This window comes from Nocardioides sp. dk884 (genome assembly GCF_009557055.1).
Taxonomy (GTDB): Bacteria; Actinomycetota; Actinomycetes; order Propionibacteriales; family Nocardioidaceae; genus Nocardioides.
This window is the reverse complement of the sequence record NZ_CP045649.1, coordinates 334,526-352,443: the sequence shown is the minus strand read 5'-3', so window position 1 is coordinate 352,443 and position 17,918 is coordinate 334,526. Positions and strand designations below refer to the sequence as shown.

The window sequence follows — 17,918 nt, the reverse complement described above, 5'->3', positions numbered from 1 at the left end:
TCGGAGGTCCCGCCCGCACCGGGCGGGACCGTGGTGTCCTAGACGTCGGCCGGCTCGAGGAAGCCCTCGGCCACCAGGTCGCGGACGACGGGGAGGTAGGTCTCGCGCACCTCGGCGGGGTCGCGCTCGAGCAGCTGCGCGAGCGCGTCGAGGATCTGGCCGAGGGTCAGCTCGCCGTCGCAGGCGCCGACGAGCGCGGCCTCGAGGGTGTCGGCGCGGCGGGCGCGGCGCAGGCCGCGCTGCTGGCGCAGCACCAGCGCCTCGGGGTCCTCCGCACCGGGCACCCCGATGGTCTCCTGCTGCACGTCCGCGCGCACGACCAGGCGGCTGCCCGCGTCGATCCCGTCGTCGAGCACCTCGACCGCGTCACCCCAGGCGCCGATCGCCGGGGCGACCGGCTGCTCGACGTCGTAGGGCCACTCCAGCAGCTCCCGGGCCGCGCTGCCGGGGCCGCCCTCCGGGCGCTTGCGCAGGTTGATCCAGCCGAACCCGACCGCCTCGATGCCCTGCTCGTCGAACCACGACAGCCAGGTGTCATAGCGACGCACGTAGTCCGCCGCGCCGTGCTGGCCGGCGTCCTTGAGCCACAGCTCGACGTACGCCGCGGGGTCGAGGACCTCGCGCTGCACGACGAAGGCGTCGCAGTCGTCGGCGAGCCAGGGCAGCAGCCGCTCGTCCCAGGGCCGGTCGCGGCTGATCACCCAGTTGGCCAGCACCTGGCACCAGCCGCCGGGGTTGAGGTGGGCCGGCGCGGCACGGACGATGTCCTCCACGACCCGGTCGCCGGGCAGGCCGCTGTCGCGGTAGACCAGCCGCTCGCCGGTCGCCGGGGAGATCACGAACGGCGGGTTGGTGGCGATCAGGTCGAAGCGCTCCTCGCGCACCGGCTCGAAGAACGAGCCGTCGCGCACCTCCACGGTGTCGGCGACGCCGTTGAGGGCGGCGTTGAAGCGGGTGATGCGCAGGGCGCGCTGGTTGACGTCGGTGGCGACCACCGCGTCACTGTGGCGCGCGAGGTGCAGCGCCTGCACCCCGCAGCCGGTGCCCAGGTCCAGGGAGCGGCCGACCTGGTCGCGCAGGGTCAGCTGGGCCAGCGACGTCGAGGCCGAGCTGATGCCGAGCACGTGGTCGGGGCCGACGCGCTGCGGGCCACCGTCGAGGCCGGGGGTCAGGTCGCTGACCACCCACAGCGGCTCGTCGGCGTCGGTGCCGTAGGGCCGCACGTCCAGGCGCGCGGCCACCTCGCTCACCGACTGCTCGATCAGGCCCTCGACCGCGAGCCGGTCCACCAGGCCGGGCAGCGCCGCGTCGGCCGCGGCGCGCGGGACGGTCTGCTGGAGCAGGAACAGCCGCACCAGCGTCTCCAGCGGCGAGCCGCCGGCGGTACGGCGTACGCCGGGGGTGGTCTCGTTGCGGGCCAGCGCGTCGTGCGCGCGGGGGCCGAGCAGCTCGGCGACGGCGTCGTAGGTGAAGTCGGCGGCCTCGAGGGCCGATCGGAGTCGTGCGGGCAGATCGGTGTCGGGCACGGGCCCAGCCTAGGGGTCCGTGCCCGACACCTCGGACGGTGCCGTCCGCCCGACCAGTGACCCGTCAGTGACCGGAGGCGGCGGGCGAGGGGTCCGACGACGGCGCGGGCGGCACCGGCGTCTGGTCGTCGCCGATCGAGACCCCGCGGCGCTTGGAGATGTAGACCGCGGCCGCGATCACCGCCACCGCGACCAGGGCGATGACGATGCGCGCGACGTCGTTCTCGTCCTCGCCGACGCTCAGCGAGACCACGGCTCCGACGATCAGCAGGGAGACGAGGTTCATCACCTTGATCAGCGGGTTGATCGCCGGACCGGCGGTGTCCTTGAACGGGTCGCCGACGGTGTCGCCGATGATCGTGGCCGCGTGCGCCTCGGAGCCCTTGCCACCGTGGTGGCCGTCCTCGACCAGCTTCTTGGCGTTGTCCCAGGCGCCGCCGGAGTTGGCCAGGAAGACCGCCATCAGGGTGCCGGTGCCGATCGCGCCGGCCAGGAACCCGGCCAGCGCGGAGACACCGAGGCCGAAGCCGACCGCGATCGGGGCGAGCACCGCCAGCAGGCCCGGGGTGACCAGCTCGCGCAGCGAGTCGCGGGTGACGATGTCGACGACCTTGCCGTACTCCGGGCGACCGGTGCCCTCCATGATCCCGGGGATCTCGCGGAACTGGCGGCGCACCTCGAAGACCACCGCGCCCGCGGCGCGGGCGACGGCGTTGATGGCCAGGCCGGAGAACATGAACACCACCGCCGCGCCGATCAGCACGCCGACCAGGACCGCGGGGTTGAAGACGAAGAAGTCCGCGAGGTCGAAGTCGACCGCATTGGCCTCCTCGAGGGCCTCGAAGGCCGAGGTGGCGTAGGAGCCGAACAGCGCGGTCGCGGCGAGCACGGCCGTGGCGATCGCGATGCCCTTGGTGATCGCCTTGGTGGTGTTGCCGACCGCGTCGAGCTCGGTGAGGATCTGGGCCCCCTCCGGACTGACGTCGCCCGACATCTCCGCGACGCCCTGGGCGTTGTCGGAGACGGGACCGAAGGTGTCCATCGCGACGATGACCCCGACGGTGGTCAGCAGGCCGCAGCCGGCCAGGGCGACCGCGAACAGCGAGACGGTGAGGGAGGCGCCGCCGAGCAGGAAGGCGCCGAACACCGCGGCCCCGATGACCAGGGTGGTGTAGACCGCCGACTCGAAGCCGAGCGCGAGGCCGGAGAGGATCACCGTGGCGGGGCCGGTCAGCGAGGTCTCGCCGACCTCGCGCACCGGGGTGTGCTCGGTGCCGGTGTAGTAGCCGGTGAGGGCGAGGATCCCGGCCGCCATCACGATGCCGATCACGACGGCGACCGCGGCGATCAGCGCGGGGTTCCCCTCGCTGGTGCCGCCGAGGACCTGGTCGATCAGGTTGCCCTCCAGCCCCTCGAGCTCACCGAAGGTGGTGGGCAGGTAGAGGAAGGAGACGATCACCGACGCCACCGCGGCGATCGCGGAGGAGAGGTAGAACGACTTGTTGATCGTCGTCAGGCCGCTCTCGCTGGACTTCGGCCGGGTCAGGTAGACCCCCGCGACCGCGGTCAGGGCGCCGATCGCGGGGATCAGGAGCGGGTAGACCAGGCCCGCGTCGCCGAACGCCTGGGAACCGAGGATCAGCGCGGCGACCAGCGTGACGGCGTAGGACTCGAAGAGGTCAGCGGCCATCCCGGCGCAGTCGCCGACGTTGTCGCCCACGTTGTCGGCGATGGTGGCGGCGTTGCGCGGGTCGTCCTCGGGGATGTTCTGCTCGACCTTGCCGACCAGGTCGGCCCCGACGTCAGCGGCCTTGGTGAAGATGCCCCCGCCGACACGCATGAACATCGCCAGCAGCGCGGCCCCGAAGCCGAAGCCCTCGAGCACCTCCGGCGCGTGGTCCTGGAAGAAGATCACCACGACGCTGGCACCGAGCAGGCCGAGGCCGACGGTGAGCATGCCGACCATCGCGCCGGTGCGCAGCCCGATGTGCATGGCCGTCTCGCGCCCGGTGGTGTTGGCCGCCGCGGCGACCCGCAGGTTGGCCCGGACCGCCAGCGACATGCCGAGGTAGCCCACGGCCGCGGAGAACCCGGCGCCGATCAGGAAGAAGACCGAGCGGAAGATCCGCACCGTCCAGTCGTCGGCCGGCAGCGCCAGCAGCAGGAAGAACGCGAGCGCCGCGAAGACCGCGAGGGTGCGGAACTGGCGTTGGAGGTAGGCGTCAGCGCCCTCTTGGACCGCCTGCGCGATGGTCTTCATGTCGTCGGTGCCTTCGGGGGCGGCGAGGACCTCCTGGCGGAACATCGCCGCCATCGCCAGCGCGCCGAGCGCGATCAGGGCGACGACGATGACCAGGACGAGATTGCCCCCGGAGACCTCCACCACTGCTGGGACGACTGCTGGCAGGACTGCTGGTGAGAACCCCGTCATGTGCTTCCTCCTGCTGCCGGCGGATGCGTTCCGCGGCGTCGGCGGCGGAACGAGCCGGAGTCTACGCAGATGAGACCTGGGTCACACCAGGGCGCGGCGAGGAGATTTCCGGGGACGACGACGAGCCCGGCCCCTGGCGGGGACCGGGCTGCGCGGACGCGGAGGTCAGCTGCTGGCGAGCGCGGCGTCGGCGGAGTCGTGGATCACGAACACCTTCGACAGGCCGGTGATGCGGAAGATCTTGAGCAGGCGGTCCTGGGTGCAGACCAGGTGCAGCGAGCCGTCGTGGGCGCGGACCTTCTTCAGTCCGCCGACGAGCACGCCCAGGCCGGTGGAGTCGAGGAACTCCACCGCCTCCATGTCGATCACGAGGTCATAGACGCCCGCAGCGACGAGCTCGGTGATCTTGTCACGGAGCTTCGGGGCGGTGTAGACGTCGATCTCGCCACCGACGGCAACGATGGTCTTCCCATCGACGTCGCGTGTTGCAAGAGTGAGGTCCACGGTTACTCCTCGAGAGGCGGGCTGACGCGAGCCGGCCACCGAGACGTCCCCCGCCCCGACATCCGGCCTGCCATATGAAACCACGGGGTCCGCTCCCGCGCACAGACACGACCACACCTGTGGTGGACGACTCGGCCTCCGCACGGCGGATTCCGGGGCTGTCGGCGCCGTTTGCGACACTGCCCACATGGCCGTCTCGCTGCACCCTCGGAGCGCTTCAGGAGCCTCCGGTGCGGGGCCGGTGACCGGGCTCGTCGAGCGGCTCGCGGCCGTGCCGGGGCGCGAGGACCGCCTGGTCCACCTCGAGGCGCTCGCGGCGCGCGAGGGCATCGCCGCGGACTGGCCGACGTGGGCGGATCCCGAGGTCGTCGCGGCGTACGCCGCCCGCGGGGTGGTCGCGCCGTGGCGCCACCAGGCCGTGGCCGCCGAGGCCGCCCACGAGGGCCAGCACGTCGTCCTGTCCACCGGCACCGCCTCGGGCAAGTCCCTGGCCTACCAGCTCCCCGCGCTCACCGACATCCGCGCCGCCCGGGGGCCGCGGGAGCGGCGCGGCGCCACCGTGCTCTACGTCGCCCCGACCAAGGCGCTCGCCCAGGACCAGCTGCACTCGATGTCCGGGCTCGGCCTCGACGTGCGGATCACCACCCACGACGGCGACAGCGGCCGCGAGCAGCGCGACTGGGCCCGCGATTACGCCGAATACGTCCTGACCAACCCCGACATGCTGCACCGCTCGCTCCTGCCGGGCCACGAGCGGTGGGCGGCGTTCCTGGGCTCGCTGCGCTACGTCGTGATCGACGAGTGCCACCACTACCGCGGCGTGTTCGGCGCCCACGTCTCCCACGTGCTGCGCCGGCTGCGCCGCATCTGCGCCCACTACGGCGCCCACCCGACGTTCGTGCTCGCCTCGGCCACGGTCGCCGAGCCGGAGCGTGCCGCCGAGCGGCTCACTGGTCTGGACGTCCTGGCGGTCACCGAGGACACCTCGCCGCGTGGCCGGCTCTCGCTGGCGCTGTGGGAGCCGCCGCTGACCGCCGGCGCGGGCGAGAACGGCGCCCCGGTGCGGCGCGCCGCGTCCTCCGAGACCGCCGACCTGCTCGCCGACCTGGTGGTCGCCGGGGTGCGCACGCTCGCCTTCGTGCGCTCGCGCCGCGGCGCCGAGCAGGTCGCGATGAGCGCCGCGGGGATGCTGGCCGAGGTGGACCCGAGGCTGGCCGGGCAGGTCGCGGCGTACCGCGGCGGCTATCTGCCCGAGGAGCGGCGCGCGATCGAGGACGCGCTGCGCCGCGGCGAGCTCACCGGGCTCGCGGCCACCAACGCCCTCGAGCTCGGCATCGACATCAGCGGCCTCGACGCCGTGCTGATCGCCGGGTTCCCCGGGACCCGTGCCGCGCTGTGGCAGCAGGTCGGCCGGGCCGGACGCGGCGCCCAGGACGCGATCGGCGTGCTCGTGGCCCGCGACGACCCGCTCGACACCTACCTCGTGCACCACCCCGAGGCGCTGCTCGGACGCCCGGTCGAGGCGACGGTCTTCGACCCCGGCAACCCCTACGTGCTGGGCCCGCACCTGTGCGCGGCGGCGCAGGAGCGGCCGCTGACCGAGGAGGACCTGCCGCTCTTCGGTCCCGACGCCCGCGCGGTGGTCGACTCCCTCACCGAGATCGGGCTGCTGCGCCGGCGCCCGCGCGGGTGGTTCTGGACCGACCGGCGCCGCGCCGCCGACCTCGCCGACATCCGCTCGAGCGGTGGCAGCGCCGTGCAGCTGGTCGAGCAGGACACCGGCCGGGTGGTCGGCACCGTCGACGCGGCCAGCTCCCACGCCGCGGCTCACCCCGGTGCCGTCTACGTGCACCGCGGCGAGACCTGGCTGGTGACCTCGCTCGACCTCGAGGAGCACGTCGCCGAGATCGTGCGCGCCGAGCCCGACTACTCCACCTCGGCGCGCGAGATCACCGACATCGCGATCGTCGCCGAGCGCCAGCACACCAGCTGGGGCCCGTGCCGCCTGGCCTTCGGCGACGTGGAGGTGCGCCACCAGGTGGTCTCGTTCCTCAAGCGGCGCCACCCCAGTGGGGAGGTGGTGGCCGAGGAGCCGCTCGACCTGCCCGAACGCACGCTGGCCACCTCCGCGGTGTGGTGGACGGTGCCGGCCGACGTGCTCGCCGAGAGCGGGATCCTTCCGGCGGACCTGCCCGGCGCCGCCCACGCCGCCGAGCACTGCTCGATCGGGCTGCTGCCGCTCTTCGCCACCTGCGACCGCTGGGACATCGGTGGCGTCTCCACCGCGTTGCACCCCGACACCGGCCAGCTGACGGTGTTCGTCCACGACGGCCACCCCGGCGGCGCCGGCTTCGCCGAGCGCGGCTACCTCGCGGCGCGGGACTGGCTGACCGCGACCCGCGACACGATCGCGGCCTGCGGCTGCGTCGAGGGTTGCCCCTCGTGCATCCAGTCGCCCAAGTGCGGCAACCAGAACAACCCGCTCGACAAGCCCGGCGCGGTGGCGCTGCTGGACCTGCTGCTCGAGCACGCGCCCCGCGCGGACTGAGCACCGACCCGCGCGGTCAGCCGGCGAGCTCGGCTAGCCGGCGAGCTCCGCGAGCTCGGCGATCCCGGCCAGCAGCCGGTCGACGTCGTCGTCGCTGGTGTAGGGCGCCAGGCCCGCCCGCACCGCGCCGTCGTCACCGAGACCGAGCCACCGCGACGCCTCGATCGCATAGAAGTGACCGGCCGGCGCGTTGACGTCGAGCGAGGCCAGGTAGGTCTGGACCTCGTGGCCCGTGCGCCCGGCGACCGAGAAGAACACCGTCGGCGTACGCCGGGCCGGGTCTCCGTGCAGGGTCACCGCCTCGAGGCCGCGCAGTCCGGCCAGCAGCCGGTCGAACAGGCGGGCCTCGTGCTCCTCGACCGCGCGCATCGAGGCCAGCAGCCGGGCCCGCCGGTCGCTCGCGGCCGCGTCACCCGGGGCGAGACCGGCCAGGTGGTCGATCGCCGCGGTGGTGCCGGCGAGCAGCTCGTAGGGCAGGGTCCCGAGCTCGAAGCGCTCGGGCACGGCGTCGGAGGACGGCACCAGCTTGTCGGGGCGAAGCCCCTCCCAGAGCTCGGGCGCCGCGACCACCAGGCCGTGGTGCGGACCGAAGAGCTTGTAGGGCGAGCAGGCGTAGAAGTCGGCGCCCAGCGCGGCGACGTCCACCGGTGCGTGCGGCGTCAGGTGGACGCCGTCGACGTAGAGCAGCGCCCCGACCTCGTGCACGGCGGCCGCGATCGCCGGCACGTCGGGACGGGTGCCGAGCACGTTGGAGGCGCCGGTCACGGCCACCAGCCGGGTGCGCTCCGACAGCTCGGCGCGGACGGCGTCGACGCCCAGCTCGCCGGTCTTGGGGTCGAACCCGACCCAGCGCACGGTCGCCCCGGCCCGCTCGGCGGCCTGCACCCAGGGGCGGATGTTGGAGTCGTGGTCGAGGCGGGTCACCACGACCTCGTCGCCCGGACGCCACTGCCGGGCCAGCGCCCGCGACACGTCGTACGTCGCCTGGGTCGCCGAGCGCGCGAAGACCACCCCGCCCGGGTCGCAGCCGAGCAGGTCGGCCACCGCCGCGCGCGCCCCGAGGGTCACCGCGTCGGCGCGTCGCTGGGCGGCGGTGACGGCGCCCCGGTTGGAGATCCCGGAGGTCATCGTGGCCGCGACCGCCTCGGCGACCTGCCGCGGCACCTGGGTGCCGCCGGGCCCGTCGAAGAAAGCCACGCCCTGCTGCAGGGCCGGGAAGTCCGCACGGACGCGGTCGACGTCGAAGCTCATGACGACATCCTCACCCGCGCGGGCCGCGCAGCCGCGACACGCCCCGGCGGGTCACTCCGGCCCGGCGCGCGCCTGCGCCGTCGGGTCACCGCCGCTCCCCCGCCACCAGGGCCCGTCGACCTGCACCCGCACGAGCACCGCGCGCCCCTGGACCGCGCAGCCGAGGAGCCTCGCGCCGTTGGCCCGGCAACGTCCGCGCCCGGGTGCACCCGTCCTGGCCCGTGGCCAACGCGGTGGCCGCGCCGAGCGCGGCGAGGTCCGCGGCCGACTGGGCCTGACGGTGGGCCACCACCAGGCCGGTCACGGCGGCCAGCGCCGTGCCGAGGAGCAGCAGCAGGCCGATCAGCCCGACCGCCAGCACGCTCGCCCCGCCGCGCTCGTCGCGGGTCATGGGGCGTGTCACGGGGCGGCCTCCTCGTCGACGGCCACCGCCTCGGCCTCCACCCGGATGCCGGGCAGGGCGCCGAACAGGCCGCCGGGACCGTGGACGGTGCCCCGCACCACCACCCGCACCTCGCCGCCGGCACGGACCAGCGTCACCTCGCTGCCGTCGACGGCGACCGCACGCCCGCGGCCAGCGCCTCGGCGTCGGGATCCCCGCGGGCCGCCATCCGGGCGGTCTCGCGCGCCGCGTCCACCGCGCGCACTGGGCCAGCCCCGCGGACAGCAGCCAGACCAGGCCGATCGTCACAGCGACGAGCAGCGGCAGCACCAGCGCCAGCTCCGCGGTGGCCGCGCCGCGGTCGCCGCGCCCGCGCCGGCGCGGCCACCGGGAGCCGGCCGACCTCATCCGATGCCCAGCAGCCCGAGCACGTGGTCGAACAGGGTCTTGAGCAGCTTGTCGCCGAAACCTCCGGTGAGCAGCTTGTAGAGCAGACCGGCCAGCCCGGCGCCGGCGGCCGTGCCGACGGCGTACTCGGCGGTGGTGATGCCCCGTTCGTCGCTCGTGGGCCGAGGATGGTTGGGCAGGTGTCGCATGGGCTCCTCCTTCGGTGGTCACGGGCGTGACCTCGTGCTCCGAGACTGCGGCAGCGCCTCCCCCGCCAGCAGGCCTCGCGAGCGCCGCTGTGGAACCCGGTGCGGGGCGGACGCCGGTGGACGGCTGGTGGCCCGGTGCAGGCCGCCCGGCGAGCCGCGGTCGGGCTCACAGCCCCAGCGTGCCGAGCATCCCGGCCACCAGCGGGACGATGCCGACCAGCACGAACGCCGGCAGCAGGCACAGCCCCAGAGGCAGGGCCGCGCGGACCCCGACCGCGCGGGCCCGGTCCTCGACCGCTGAGCGGGCGGAGGCGGCGAGCTCGTCGGCGAGCCGCTCCACGGTGCGCACCACCGGGGTCCCGGTGGCCTGGGCGCGGGCCATCGCCCGGCCCAGCGGCGCCAGCTCGGGGTCGTCGGCGAGGCTCTGCCACACCGCACCCGGCTCCATCCCGAGCGCCAGACGGGCCGAGACCGGGGCGAGCCGGTCGGCGGCCGCGCCGGGCAGCGCCGCGCACACCGCGGCGACCGCGGCGCCCGGCGGGGTGCCGGAGCGCAGCGCCGCCCCGAGGAGGCTCACGACGTGCGGCAGGTCGGCGAGCACGGCCTCCCGCGCTCGGCGTCGGGCCGGCGGCTCCGTGCGCCCGATGCCCACCCAGGTCGCGGTGGCGCCGGCCGCGCCCGCCACGAGGCCCGCAGGGCCGCCGACGAAGACCGCTGCCGCGACCCCGGCGAGCAGGCACCACAGCGGGCGCCAGCGCAGCATCCAACCGTCCGCGGGGACCACCGCGGGGCTCGTCGTGCCGGGAGCCGGGGCGGTGAGCCGGGTCGTGGGCCGGGCCGGCAGCGCCAGGGCGGCGGCCGCTCCGGCGGCGAGCACGGCGACCAGCGCGGCGGCGGCCACGCTCACCGCACCCGGTCGACGTCGCGGGCGATCGCCTCGATCCACCACAGCCCGAGGAACCCGAACCCGAGTCCACCGGCCAGGCAGGCGATCCCGAGGGGATGGCCGAGCAGGAAGCCCACCGGGTCGCCGCCGGCGCCCGAGCCCATCGCCAGCGCCAGCACCGGCAGCCCGGCCACCAACCGCGCGGTCGCCCGGGCTGAGGCCAGCTCGCCGTCCACGACGCGGCGCGTGGTCTGCGCCGCACGCAGCCCCGCCGCGACCCGGTCGACGGCATCCGCGAGCCCCTGCCCGGTGCGTTGCGAGACCTGCCAGGCCGCGGCGACCAGGCGCAGGTCGCCCGCACCGGGGTGCCCGGCGGCGGTCCGCAGCGCCCGCGGGACGTCCGCGCCCACCCGGAACGCCTCGGCGACCGGGCCCAGCACGGGCCAGGAGACGCCGGCCCGCTCGAGCGCGCGGCCGGGAGGCTGGCCGACGCTGAGCTCGGCGGCGAGCTGTTCGCAGGACTCCAGCACCCGCCGCGACGTCTGCAGGGCGGCGATCCGCTGTCGCCGGCGTCGCCACAGCGCCGTGGCACCACCCGCGCAGCCCAGCGCGACCGCGCCCAGCGCCATCCAGCGTCCCGGGGCGTCCACCGCGACCACGGTGACCACGAACGCGGCCAGGGCCCCCAGCACTCGCACGCCCGGCCGCCGCGATGGCGCCGCCGCGGCGGGAGGCGGGCGCACCAGGAGGGCCGCCGCGAGCGCCGCGGACCCGACCGCGACCAGGACGGCGCCGCTCATGGCGCCCGGTCCAGCAGCCCCGACAGCCGGTCCGCGCCCGGGCCGGTGCGCGAGCGGCCCCCGGCGTCGAAGGACACGGCCGTCTCCATCACCACCAGCCCGTCACGCTCCCGGCGTGGCACCGCCACCTCGCGCAGCCGGCGTACGCCGTCGCGCCCGCGCACCAGGTGGAGCACCAGGTCGATCCCGGAGGCCAGCTGGCTGTGGGCAGCAGCCCGGTCCAGCCCCGCCGCGAGCGCCAACGCCTCGACCCGCGCCGGGACGTCGGCGGCGGAGTTGGCGTGCAGGGTGCCGCAGCCGCCCTCGTGGCCGGTGTTGAGCGCGGCGAGCAGGTCGACCACCTCACCGCCGCGCACCTCGCCGACCACCAGCCGGTCCGGACGCATGCGCAGCGCCTGGCGGACCAGGGTGCGTACGTCGATCGCGCCGGCCCCCTCGACGTTGGCCGGTCTCCCCTCCAGGCCGACGACGTGCGGATGCTCCGGGCGCAGCTCGGAGGAGTCCTCGACGAGCACCAGCCGCTCGCCGGGCGGTACGGCGGAGAGCAGGGCGGCGAGCAACGTGGTCTTGCCGGTGCCGGTGCCGCCGCTGACCAGGAAGGCCAGTCGGGCCGCCACGACCGCCTCCAGCAGCCGGCCGCCCTCGGGGCTCAGCGCGCCCCGCTGGACCAGCTCCTCGAGCGAGAAGTGCTCGCGCCGCGGCACCCGCAGCGACACCACGGTGCCGGGCCGTGACACCGGGGAGAGCACCGCATGGAAGCGGGTGCCGTCGGCCAGGCGTACGTCGGCGTACGGCGTGGCGTCGTCGAGGCGGCGGCCCGCGGCCGCGGCGAGGCGCTGGGCCAGGCGGCGTACGGCGGTGTCGTCGGGGAAGGTGACCGCGGTGCGTTCGAGCCCCTGGCCGCGGTCGAGGTGAACCGCGTCGGGACCGTTGACCAGGACGTCGGTGACGCCGGGCAGGCGCAGCAGCGGCTCGAGCGGGCCGGCCCCGACGACGTCACGGCGCAGCGACTCATAGACCGCGAGGACTGTCGCGTCGCCCACCGGGCGCCCGGTCTCCCGCAGCGCCTCGGCCACCCGGTGCGGGGTCAGCTCGCCGGGGCGGGCGGCCAACCGGTCACGGACCCGGTCGACATCGGCGTCGGTGCCACCGGGCCCGGCCGGGAGCGCGCTCACGCGGCCACCGTGGTGAGCGAGAGCCGGGCCAGGACCTCGGCGGCGGCGCGGCCGAGGGCGCCGCGGCGCGAGCGCACCGGTCCCAGCCCGAGGTCGATGCCCTCCGCGAGTCCGCGCTGCTCCGCCATCGTCGCCAGCACCGGGACCCCGGTGACCCGGGCCACCTGGCGCGGGTCCATGCCGCTGCCCCGCACCACCAGCCGCAGCGCCGAGCGGTCCGCGAACCGGCCGCACAGCCGCGCCGCCGAGGCGAGCCCGACCACCGAGGGCGCTACCACGACGAGCACCAGGTCACAGCGCGCGCACACCTCCTCCACCAGCGGGTCCAGGGTCCGCGGCAGGTCGACGACGACCGTGGCGTGGCCGCGCTGGGCCGCCGAGACCGCCTCCCGCACCGCGAACGCGGGCAGCGGCCCCTGGGTGCCGGCGTGCCAGGTGAGCACCCCCAGCCCCTCACGGCGCGGCAGCGCCTCGCGCAGCGAGCGCGCGCTGAGCCGGCCGGTGGTCTGGCACAGGGCGTCCCAGCGGATGCCGTCACGGTCCTCCAGGCCGAGCACCCGGTCGGCGCCGGGACCGAGCGGGTCCGCATCGACGACCACGACGGGCCCGCGGCGGGCGGCGACCTGACCCAGCGCGCACGCGAACGTGGTCGCCCCCGCACCGCCGGAGCCGCCGATCACCCCGACCATCGTGCCGCGCGGACGGCCGGTCTCGCCCAGGTCGGTCAGCGCCTCGGTGACCCAGGTCTCGGAGCGCGGCAGCTCGGCGACGTTCTCCGCGCCTACCGCCAGCGCGGTGCGGAAGAGCTCATCGGGCGGGTGGCCCCAGACCACGACGTGCACACCGGCGCGCCGCGCCGGTCCGAGGCCGGCGACCTCCTCAGCGAGGTCGGCGCCGAGCAGCACCAGCGGCGCGCTCGACCAGCGGCGCAACGCGGAGGCCGCGTCGCTGGCGTGGTCGGGGCTGATCCCGGCGGCGGCGGCGAGACGGAACAGCTCCTCGCGCAGCTGCGCGTCGGCGGTGATGAAGAGGGCAGCACTCATGACTGTGACGCTCCCCCGGGCCACCCCCGGCCGCGGCGGGGCGGGCGCAGGACTGTGGAGGAGAGGTCTCCGGGTCCCGCCTGTGCGCCGGACCCGGCCCGGTCTCACCGGGAGTCCCTACGATGGGCCCATGGCGACCAGCCGAGCAGCGGCCTTCTTCGATCTCGACAAGACGATCATCGCCAAGTCGAGCACGCTCGCGTTCAGCAAGCCGTTCCAGGCGGGCGGGCTGATCTCCCGCGGCGCGGTGCTGCGCTCGGCGTACGCCCAGTTCGTCTATCTGGTCGGCGGCGCCGACCACGACCAGATGGAGAAGATGCGGCAGTTCCTCTCCCAGCTGAGCACCGGCTGGGACGTCGCGACGGTCAAGGAGATCGTCGCCGAGACGCTGCACACGATCGTCGACCCGCTCGTGTACGACGAGGCGGTCTCGCTGATCGAGGAGCACCACGCCGCCGGGCGCGACGTCGTGATCGTGTCGGCCTCCGGCGCCGAGGTCGTCGAGCCGATCGGCGAGCTGCTCGGCGCCGACACGGTCGTGGCGACCCGCCTGGAGGTCGAGGACGGCAAGTACACCGGCGAGATCGCCTTCTACGCCTACGCCGAGGAGAAGGCCCGCGCGATCCGTGAGCTCGCCGAGAAGCACGGCTACGACCTCGCGGAGTGCTACGCCTACAGCGACTCCGTCACCGACGTGGCGATGCTGGCCGAGGTCGGGCACGCGTACGCCGTGAACCCCGACCGCGAGCTGCGCCGGATCGCCACCGAGCGCGGCTGGCCGGTGCTGGTCTTCAGCCGTCCGGTCACCCTGCGCAGCCGGGTGCTTCCCCCGGTCAAGCCCACCCTCGCCGCGCTCGCGGTCAGCGGCGTGGTGGCGGTCGGCGGGGCGCTGTGGGCCAACGCCCGCCGGCGTCGTATCGGGGCCTGAGCCCGGCGGCCATCCCCTCGTCACGAGCGGCCGACGGCCGACACGGGCGACACGGTGTGAGACACGCACTCAAACCCTAGTAACTTGGCTATATTCATCATTTGTGACGACAGCCTTGATCCTCGGACCCGCTCCGGGACCCTCCGCCCCGGGCTCGGGCAGCCCGGGCACCTCCCCCCGCGCCCGCCGCCGACGCACCGGCGCCTCCTGGGCCGCCCTGCGCTGGGTCAGCCCGCTGGCGCTGGTGGTGCTCTGGCAGGTCTCCTCCTCGACCGGCCTGCTCGACCCCGACGTGCTGCCCGCGCCCCGCGAGCTGGCCAGCACGACCGCGGAGCTCTACCGCAGCGGCGAGCTCGTCGACGCGCTCCTGGTCTCGACGCGCCGCGCCGCGCTGGGCTTCGCGTTCGGCGCCCTCGCCGCCGTCGTGCTCGGCCTCGCGGTCGGCCTGTCCCGGCTCGGCGACGCACTGATCGACCCGCTCATGCAGATGGTGCGGATGCTGCCGCTCTTCGGCCTGATCCCGCTGTTCATCGTCTGGTTCGGGATCAAGGAGGAGCCCAAGATCTACCTGGTGGCCCTCGGCGTCGTGGTGCCGCTCTACCTCAACCTGGTGGCGGCGCTGCGCGGCGTGGACCCCGACCTCAAGGAGGCCGCGATCTCGCTGCGCCTCACCCGATGGGAGCAGGCCCGCCACCTGGTGCTGCCCTCGGTGCTGCCCGGGGCCCTCGTCGGCCTGCGCCAGTCGCTGGGTGTCGCCTGGCTCGCGCTGATCGTCGCCGAGCAGATCAATGCCGGCGCCGGCCTGGGCTACCTGATCAACCACGCCCGCGACTTCCTGCGCACCGACGTGATCGTCGTGGGCCTGCTCTGCTACGCCGTCCTCGGCCTGCTGACCGACCTGGTCGTCCGGGCCCTCGAACGCCGCGCGCTGCGCTGGCGTGACGAAGGAGTCCGCGCATGACCACCACCACCACCGAGCAGGTCGTCCGGGTCCGCGGCGTACGTCGCGCCTTCGGCGACACCGAGGTGCTCGCCGGCATCGACCTCGACATCGCCCCCGGCGAGTTCGTGGCGCTGCTCGGCCACTCCGGGTCCGGCAAGTCCACCCTGCTGCGGATCCTGGCCGGCCTGGACGACGGCGCCACCGGCGAGATCCGCACCGGCAGCGCGCCCGCCGTCGTCTTCCAGGACCCGCGCCTGTTCCCGTGGCGCCGGGCGCTGGAGAACGTCGTCCTGGGCCACCGTGGCGCGGACCCCGAGGCCCACGGCCGCGAGATGCTCGCCGAGGTCGGCCTGGCCGGTCGCGAGGACGCCTGGCCCCGGGAGCTCTCCGGCGGCCAGCGCCAGCGCGTCGCGCTGGCCCGCGCGCTCGTCCGCGAGCCCGACCTGCTGCTGCTCGACGAGCCGTTCAGCGCCCTCGACGCGCTGACCCGGATCTCCGCCCAGCAGCTCGTGCAGGCGCTGTGCCAACGCCACCAGCCCGCCGTCCTGCTCGTCACCCACGACGTCGAGGAGGCGCTGCTACTCGCCGACCGGGTGCTCGTGCTCCACGAGGGCCGCGTGGTGCACGACGACCGGCTGGACCTGCCGATGCCGCGGCGTCGCGACCACCCCGAGATCGTCGCCCGCCGCGTCGAGCTCCTCTCCCTGCTCGGCGTACGCGACGACACCGCCCCGCTCTGACGCCGCTCCCGCTCTCCCCCACCGCTCGCAGCCACTCGCAGCACCCCGACGCGTCGGCGTCGGCGCGCGCCACCCACCCATCAGGAGAAGCCCCATGCCCCGAACCACCCGTGCCCGCCGTACCGCGGCCCTCCTCGCCGCTCTCGGCCTGAGCGTCTCGGCGCTGGCCGCCTGCGGCGGTGACGACGCCAGCTCCGACGACGGACCGGTGCTGCGCGTCGGCGTGCAGAAGGACGGCATCCGCGCCGTCCTCGAGGCCGCCGGCCTGCTCGACGACCTCGACTACGAGATCGAGTGGGCGGAGTTCACCTCGGGCCCGCCGATCGTCGAGGCCGCCTCGGCCGACCAGATCGACGTCGCCTGGGTCGGCAGCGCCCCGCCGATCATCGGCGCCGCCTCCAGCGCGAACTTCAAGGTGGTGGCGGCGGTCCAGGAGCGCGACTCCCACGAGAACTCCATCCTGGTCACCGGCGACTCCGACATCAAGGACGTCGCGGACCTGAAGGGCAAGCGGGTGGCGGTCGGCCGCGGCACCTCCGCCCACGGCCTGCTCGCCCGCGCGCTGGACCGGGTCGGGCTGACCTTCGACGACATCGACGCCAACTACCTCGCGCCGGCCGACGGCTTCGCGGCCTTCACCTCCGGCGCGGTCGACGCGTGGGTGGTCTGGGACCCGTTCGTGACCCAGGCGGTCCAGGAGGAGGGCGCGGTCGCGATCACCGGCGGGCGTCCCGACGAGTTCGGCACCCAGTTCGAGATCGCCTCCACCGAGGCGCTCGAGGACCCCGAGACCCGCGAGCTCGTCGCCGACTTCGTCGACCGCCTGTCTCAGGGCCTGGCCTGGGCCGTGGAGAACCCCGAGGAGTGGGGCGAGGCGTGGGCCGCCGAGTCGGGCCTGCCGGCCAGCACGACCACCGTGGTCGCCGCCCAGAAGGCCTCCGACGTGATCCCGGTCAGCGACGAGATCATCGCCCAGACCCAGGAGCTCGCCGACCTGTTCCACGAGCTCGGCGAGCTGCCCGAGGAGATCGACTTCGCCTCGATCGTGGAGCCCGGCCTCATCGACTGAGCGGATCCGGCTCGCGGCCCCTGCGTCCATGGAGGGGCCGCGAAGTCAACCCTTGAACCCGCGAGCGAAGCGGCGTAGACAGGGATTCACAAGAGCACAGACTCACACGTGGTCCGCGGTACCCACGCGGCGACCTACCCTTCCTCATGGGCGCTGATTCGATCCGGAACCCGGACGCAGCAGTTGGAGCGCGCACGCCTGTTAGCCAGCGACCACGTGTCAGCAGTGGCGTTCGGTCTCCCGAGAACCGAGCGCCACTTGCTCGTCCGGACCGTTCCGGGGCGTTCCGGTGCCGTGGCTGCTGGGTCTACTCGGCGGCCCGGCGCAGCGGGCTGGCCTCGGCGCCCGCGGCGTACGCCTCCGCGGCGTAGAGCACCCAGGCGTGCACGCCCGCGCGGCCGCCGTCGGCGTACCCCCGCAGGTTGGACTCGTACGCCGCGCGCAGCGCCAGGTGACCGGCCTCCGGGACGACCAGCGACTTCTCGTCCACGCCACGCGCGACGAGCACCAGCCGCTCCGCGGCGCGGGCGACGATGCCGTTGTGGGAGCCGAACGGGGCCGAGGTGGCCAGCTCGGCGTGCACGACCGCGGCCACCAGCAGCGCAGGCGCGCTGGTGCGCGCGGTCAGCAGGTCGGCCACCCCGCGCAGGCGCTGGGCGGACTCGGGGTCGCGCGGGCGACCGAGGCGGTCCTCGGGCAGCGAGGCGCCCGCCGCCACGGCGTGCACGCGCGCGAGCGCCTGCAGCGGCGCCTGGCGCAGCGTCGGCACCACCGAGAGCAGCATCGCCGAGACCCGCACCGCGTCGGCCGCGATCGCGTCGCCCTCGCCGGCGCGGACCTCGGCCAGCGTCGAGGCCGATCCCTCGAGCACGCCGCTGGCGTGGGCGCCGCGCAGCAGCGACTCCGCGGTCGTCTCCGGGGAGGTGCGCCGCAGCCCGCGGTCACGCAGCATCACGTCGATGCCGTCGCGCGCGGCGGCGTACGCACTCGGGACGCCTTCGAGGGCGGCCAGCGCCTCGAGGGCCGCGGCGGGCGGGTCGGCGCGGGGAACGGGGCTCACGCCGGCACACGCTACTGGGGCACCTCGGCGGGGTTA

Annotated in this window: 17 protein-coding genes; 5 read left to right on the top strand and 12 right to left on the bottom strand. The window is 75.1% G+C overall.

The genetic code is table 11. The features are described from left to right. Positions 1-38 precede the first annotated feature (38 nt). The 3 genes from GFH29_RS01690 to GFH29_RS01680 form a co-directional block, all read right to left on the bottom strand. Complete coding sequence (locus GFH29_RS01690; RefSeq protein WP_153321757.1) at positions 39-1,526, bottom strand: methyltransferase; 1,488 nt, start codon at positions 1,524-1,526, stop codon at positions 39-41. Between the two features lie 64 nt (positions 1,527-1,590). Then, entirely contained in the window at positions 1,591-3,957 is a 2,367-nt protein-coding gene (locus tag GFH29_RS01685; protein ID WP_153321756.1) for a sodium-translocating pyrophosphatase, read from the bottom strand. A gap of 165 nt (positions 3,958-4,122) precedes the next feature. After that, positions 4,123-4,461, bottom strand: coding sequence for an anti-sigma factor antagonist (locus tag GFH29_RS01680; RefSeq protein ID WP_153321755.1), 339 nt, complete (start codon positions 4,459-4,461; stop codon positions 4,123-4,125). Positions 4,462-4,648: 187 nt separating this feature from the next. Here GFH29_RS01680 and GFH29_RS01675 point away from each other — a divergent pair, with 187 nt between their 5' ends. Beyond that, the gene (locus GFH29_RS01675; RefSeq protein ID WP_153321754.1) at positions 4,649-7,009 is read left to right on the top strand and encodes a DEAD/DEAH box helicase; all 2,361 of its coding nucleotides are present in this window, start codon (positions 4,649-4,651) and stop codon (positions 7,007-7,009) included. Positions 7,010-7,042: 33 nt separating this feature from the next. On the opposite strand, the gene GFH29_RS01670 is transcribed toward GFH29_RS01675, so the two are convergent. From GFH29_RS01670 to ssd, 8 genes are all read right to left on the bottom strand, one after another. Continuing rightward, the gene (locus tag GFH29_RS01670) at positions 7,043-8,260 is read right to left on the bottom strand and encodes a cysteine desulfurase-like protein (protein ID WP_153321753.1); all 1,218 of its coding nucleotides are present in this window, start codon (positions 8,258-8,260) and stop codon (positions 7,043-7,045) included. Positions 8,261-8,345: 85 nt separating this feature from the next. Further along, entirely contained in the window at positions 8,346-8,663 is a 318-nt protein-coding gene (locus GFH29_RS20400; RefSeq protein ID WP_228387700.1) for an Rv3654c family TadE-like protein, read from the bottom strand. Further along, positions 8,660-8,800: a hypothetical protein gene (locus GFH29_RS20590; RefSeq protein ID WP_228387699.1), complete on the bottom strand. Its 141-nt coding sequence runs from the start codon at positions 8,798-8,800 to the stop codon at positions 8,660-8,662. Before GFH29_RS20590 ends, GFH29_RS20400 begins: the two co-directional genes overlap by 4 nt. A 246-nt stretch (positions 8,801-9,046) precedes the next feature. Further along, complete coding sequence (locus GFH29_RS01660; protein ID WP_153321751.1) at positions 9,047-9,238, bottom strand: DUF4244 domain-containing protein; 192 nt, start codon at positions 9,236-9,238, stop codon at positions 9,047-9,049. Between the two features lie 166 nt (positions 9,239-9,404). Then, positions 9,405-10,145, bottom strand: coding sequence for a type II secretion system F family protein (locus tag GFH29_RS01655; RefSeq protein WP_228387698.1), 741 nt, complete (start codon positions 10,143-10,145; stop codon positions 9,405-9,407). Next, the gene (locus tag GFH29_RS01650; protein WP_153321750.1) at positions 10,142-10,924 is read right to left on the bottom strand and encodes a type II secretion system F family protein; all 783 of its coding nucleotides are present in this window, start codon (positions 10,922-10,924) and stop codon (positions 10,142-10,144) included. Before GFH29_RS01650 ends, GFH29_RS01655 begins: the two co-directional genes overlap by 4 nt. Continuing rightward, positions 10,921-12,099 (bottom strand): TadA family conjugal transfer-associated ATPase, encoded by a 1,179-nt coding sequence (locus tag GFH29_RS01645; RefSeq protein ID WP_194289572.1) that lies wholly within the window; start codon positions 12,097-12,099, stop codon positions 10,921-10,923. The genes GFH29_RS01650 and GFH29_RS01645 overlap by 4 nt, the downstream gene beginning before the upstream one ends. Further along, the gene (gene ssd / locus GFH29_RS20390; protein WP_153337077.1) at positions 12,096-13,142 is read right to left on the bottom strand and encodes a septum site-determining protein Ssd; all 1,047 of its coding nucleotides are present in this window, start codon (positions 13,140-13,142) and stop codon (positions 12,096-12,098) included. Before ssd ends, GFH29_RS01645 begins: the two co-directional genes overlap by 4 nt. Before the next feature lie 130 nt (positions 13,143-13,272). Between ssd and GFH29_RS01640 the strand changes: the two genes are divergently transcribed. The 4 genes from GFH29_RS01640 to GFH29_RS01625 all read left to right on the top strand — a co-directional run bounded on the left by GFH29_RS01640 (position 13,273) and on the right by GFH29_RS01625 (position 16,822). Then, the gene (locus GFH29_RS01640) at positions 13,273-14,070 is read left to right on the top strand and encodes an HAD family hydrolase (RefSeq protein ID WP_153321748.1); all 798 of its coding nucleotides are present in this window, start codon (positions 13,273-13,275) and stop codon (positions 14,068-14,070) included. 103 nt (positions 14,071-14,173) lie between these two features. Continuing rightward, entirely contained in the window at positions 14,174-15,031 is an 858-nt protein-coding gene (locus tag GFH29_RS01635) for an ABC transporter permease (protein WP_228387697.1), read from the top strand. Further along, a complete protein-coding gene (locus tag GFH29_RS01630) occupies positions 15,028-15,753 on the top strand; it encodes an ABC transporter ATP-binding protein (RefSeq protein ID WP_153321747.1) in 726 nt (241 codons plus the stop codon). The genes GFH29_RS01635 and GFH29_RS01630 overlap by 4 nt, the downstream gene beginning before the upstream one ends. Before the next feature lie 94 nt (positions 15,754-15,847). After that, a complete protein-coding gene (locus GFH29_RS01625; protein WP_153321746.1) occupies positions 15,848-16,822 on the top strand; it encodes an ABC transporter substrate-binding protein in 975 nt (324 codons plus the stop codon). 307 nt (positions 16,823-17,129) lie between these two features. Here the strand turns inward: GFH29_RS01625 and GFH29_RS01620 are convergent, their stop codons facing one another. Continuing rightward, complete coding sequence (locus tag GFH29_RS01620) at positions 17,130-17,882, bottom strand: oxidoreductase (protein ID WP_194289571.1); 753 nt, start codon at positions 17,880-17,882, stop codon at positions 17,130-17,132. Positions 17,883-17,918: the final 36 nt, after the last annotated feature.

Coding starts and splice junctions, on each gene's coding strand:
- GFH29_RS01685 (WP_153321756.1), bottom strand. CDS start 3,957: ATGACGGGGTTCTCACCAGCAGTCCTGCCAGCAGTCGTCCCAGCAGTG.
- GFH29_RS01675 (WP_153321754.1), top strand. CDS start 4,649: ATGGCCGTCTCGCTGCACCCTCGGAGCGCTTCAGGAGCCTCCGGTGCG.
- GFH29_RS01670 (WP_153321753.1), bottom strand. CDS start 8,260: ATGAGCTTCGACGTCGACCGCGTCCGTGCGGACTTCCCGGCCCTGCAG.
- GFH29_RS01660 (WP_153321751.1), bottom strand. CDS start 9,238: ATGCGACACCTGCCCAACCATCCTCGGCCCACGAGCGACGAACGGGGC.
- GFH29_RS01650 (WP_153321750.1), bottom strand. CDS start 10,924: ATGAGCGGCGCCGTCCTGGTCGCGGTCGGGTCCGCGGCGCTCGCGGCG.
- ssd (WP_153337077.1), bottom strand. CDS start 13,142: ATGAGTGCTGCCCTCTTCATCACCGCCGACGCGCAGCTGCGCGAGGAG.
- GFH29_RS01640 (WP_153321748.1), top strand. CDS start 13,273: ATGGCGACCAGCCGAGCAGCGGCCTTCTTCGATCTCGACAAGACGATC.
- GFH29_RS01630 (WP_153321747.1), top strand. CDS start 15,028: ATGACCACCACCACCACCGAGCAGGTCGTCCGGGTCCGCGGCGTACGT.
- GFH29_RS01625 (WP_153321746.1), top strand. CDS start 15,848: ATGCCCCGAACCACCCGTGCCCGCCGTACCGCGGCCCTCCTCGCCGCT.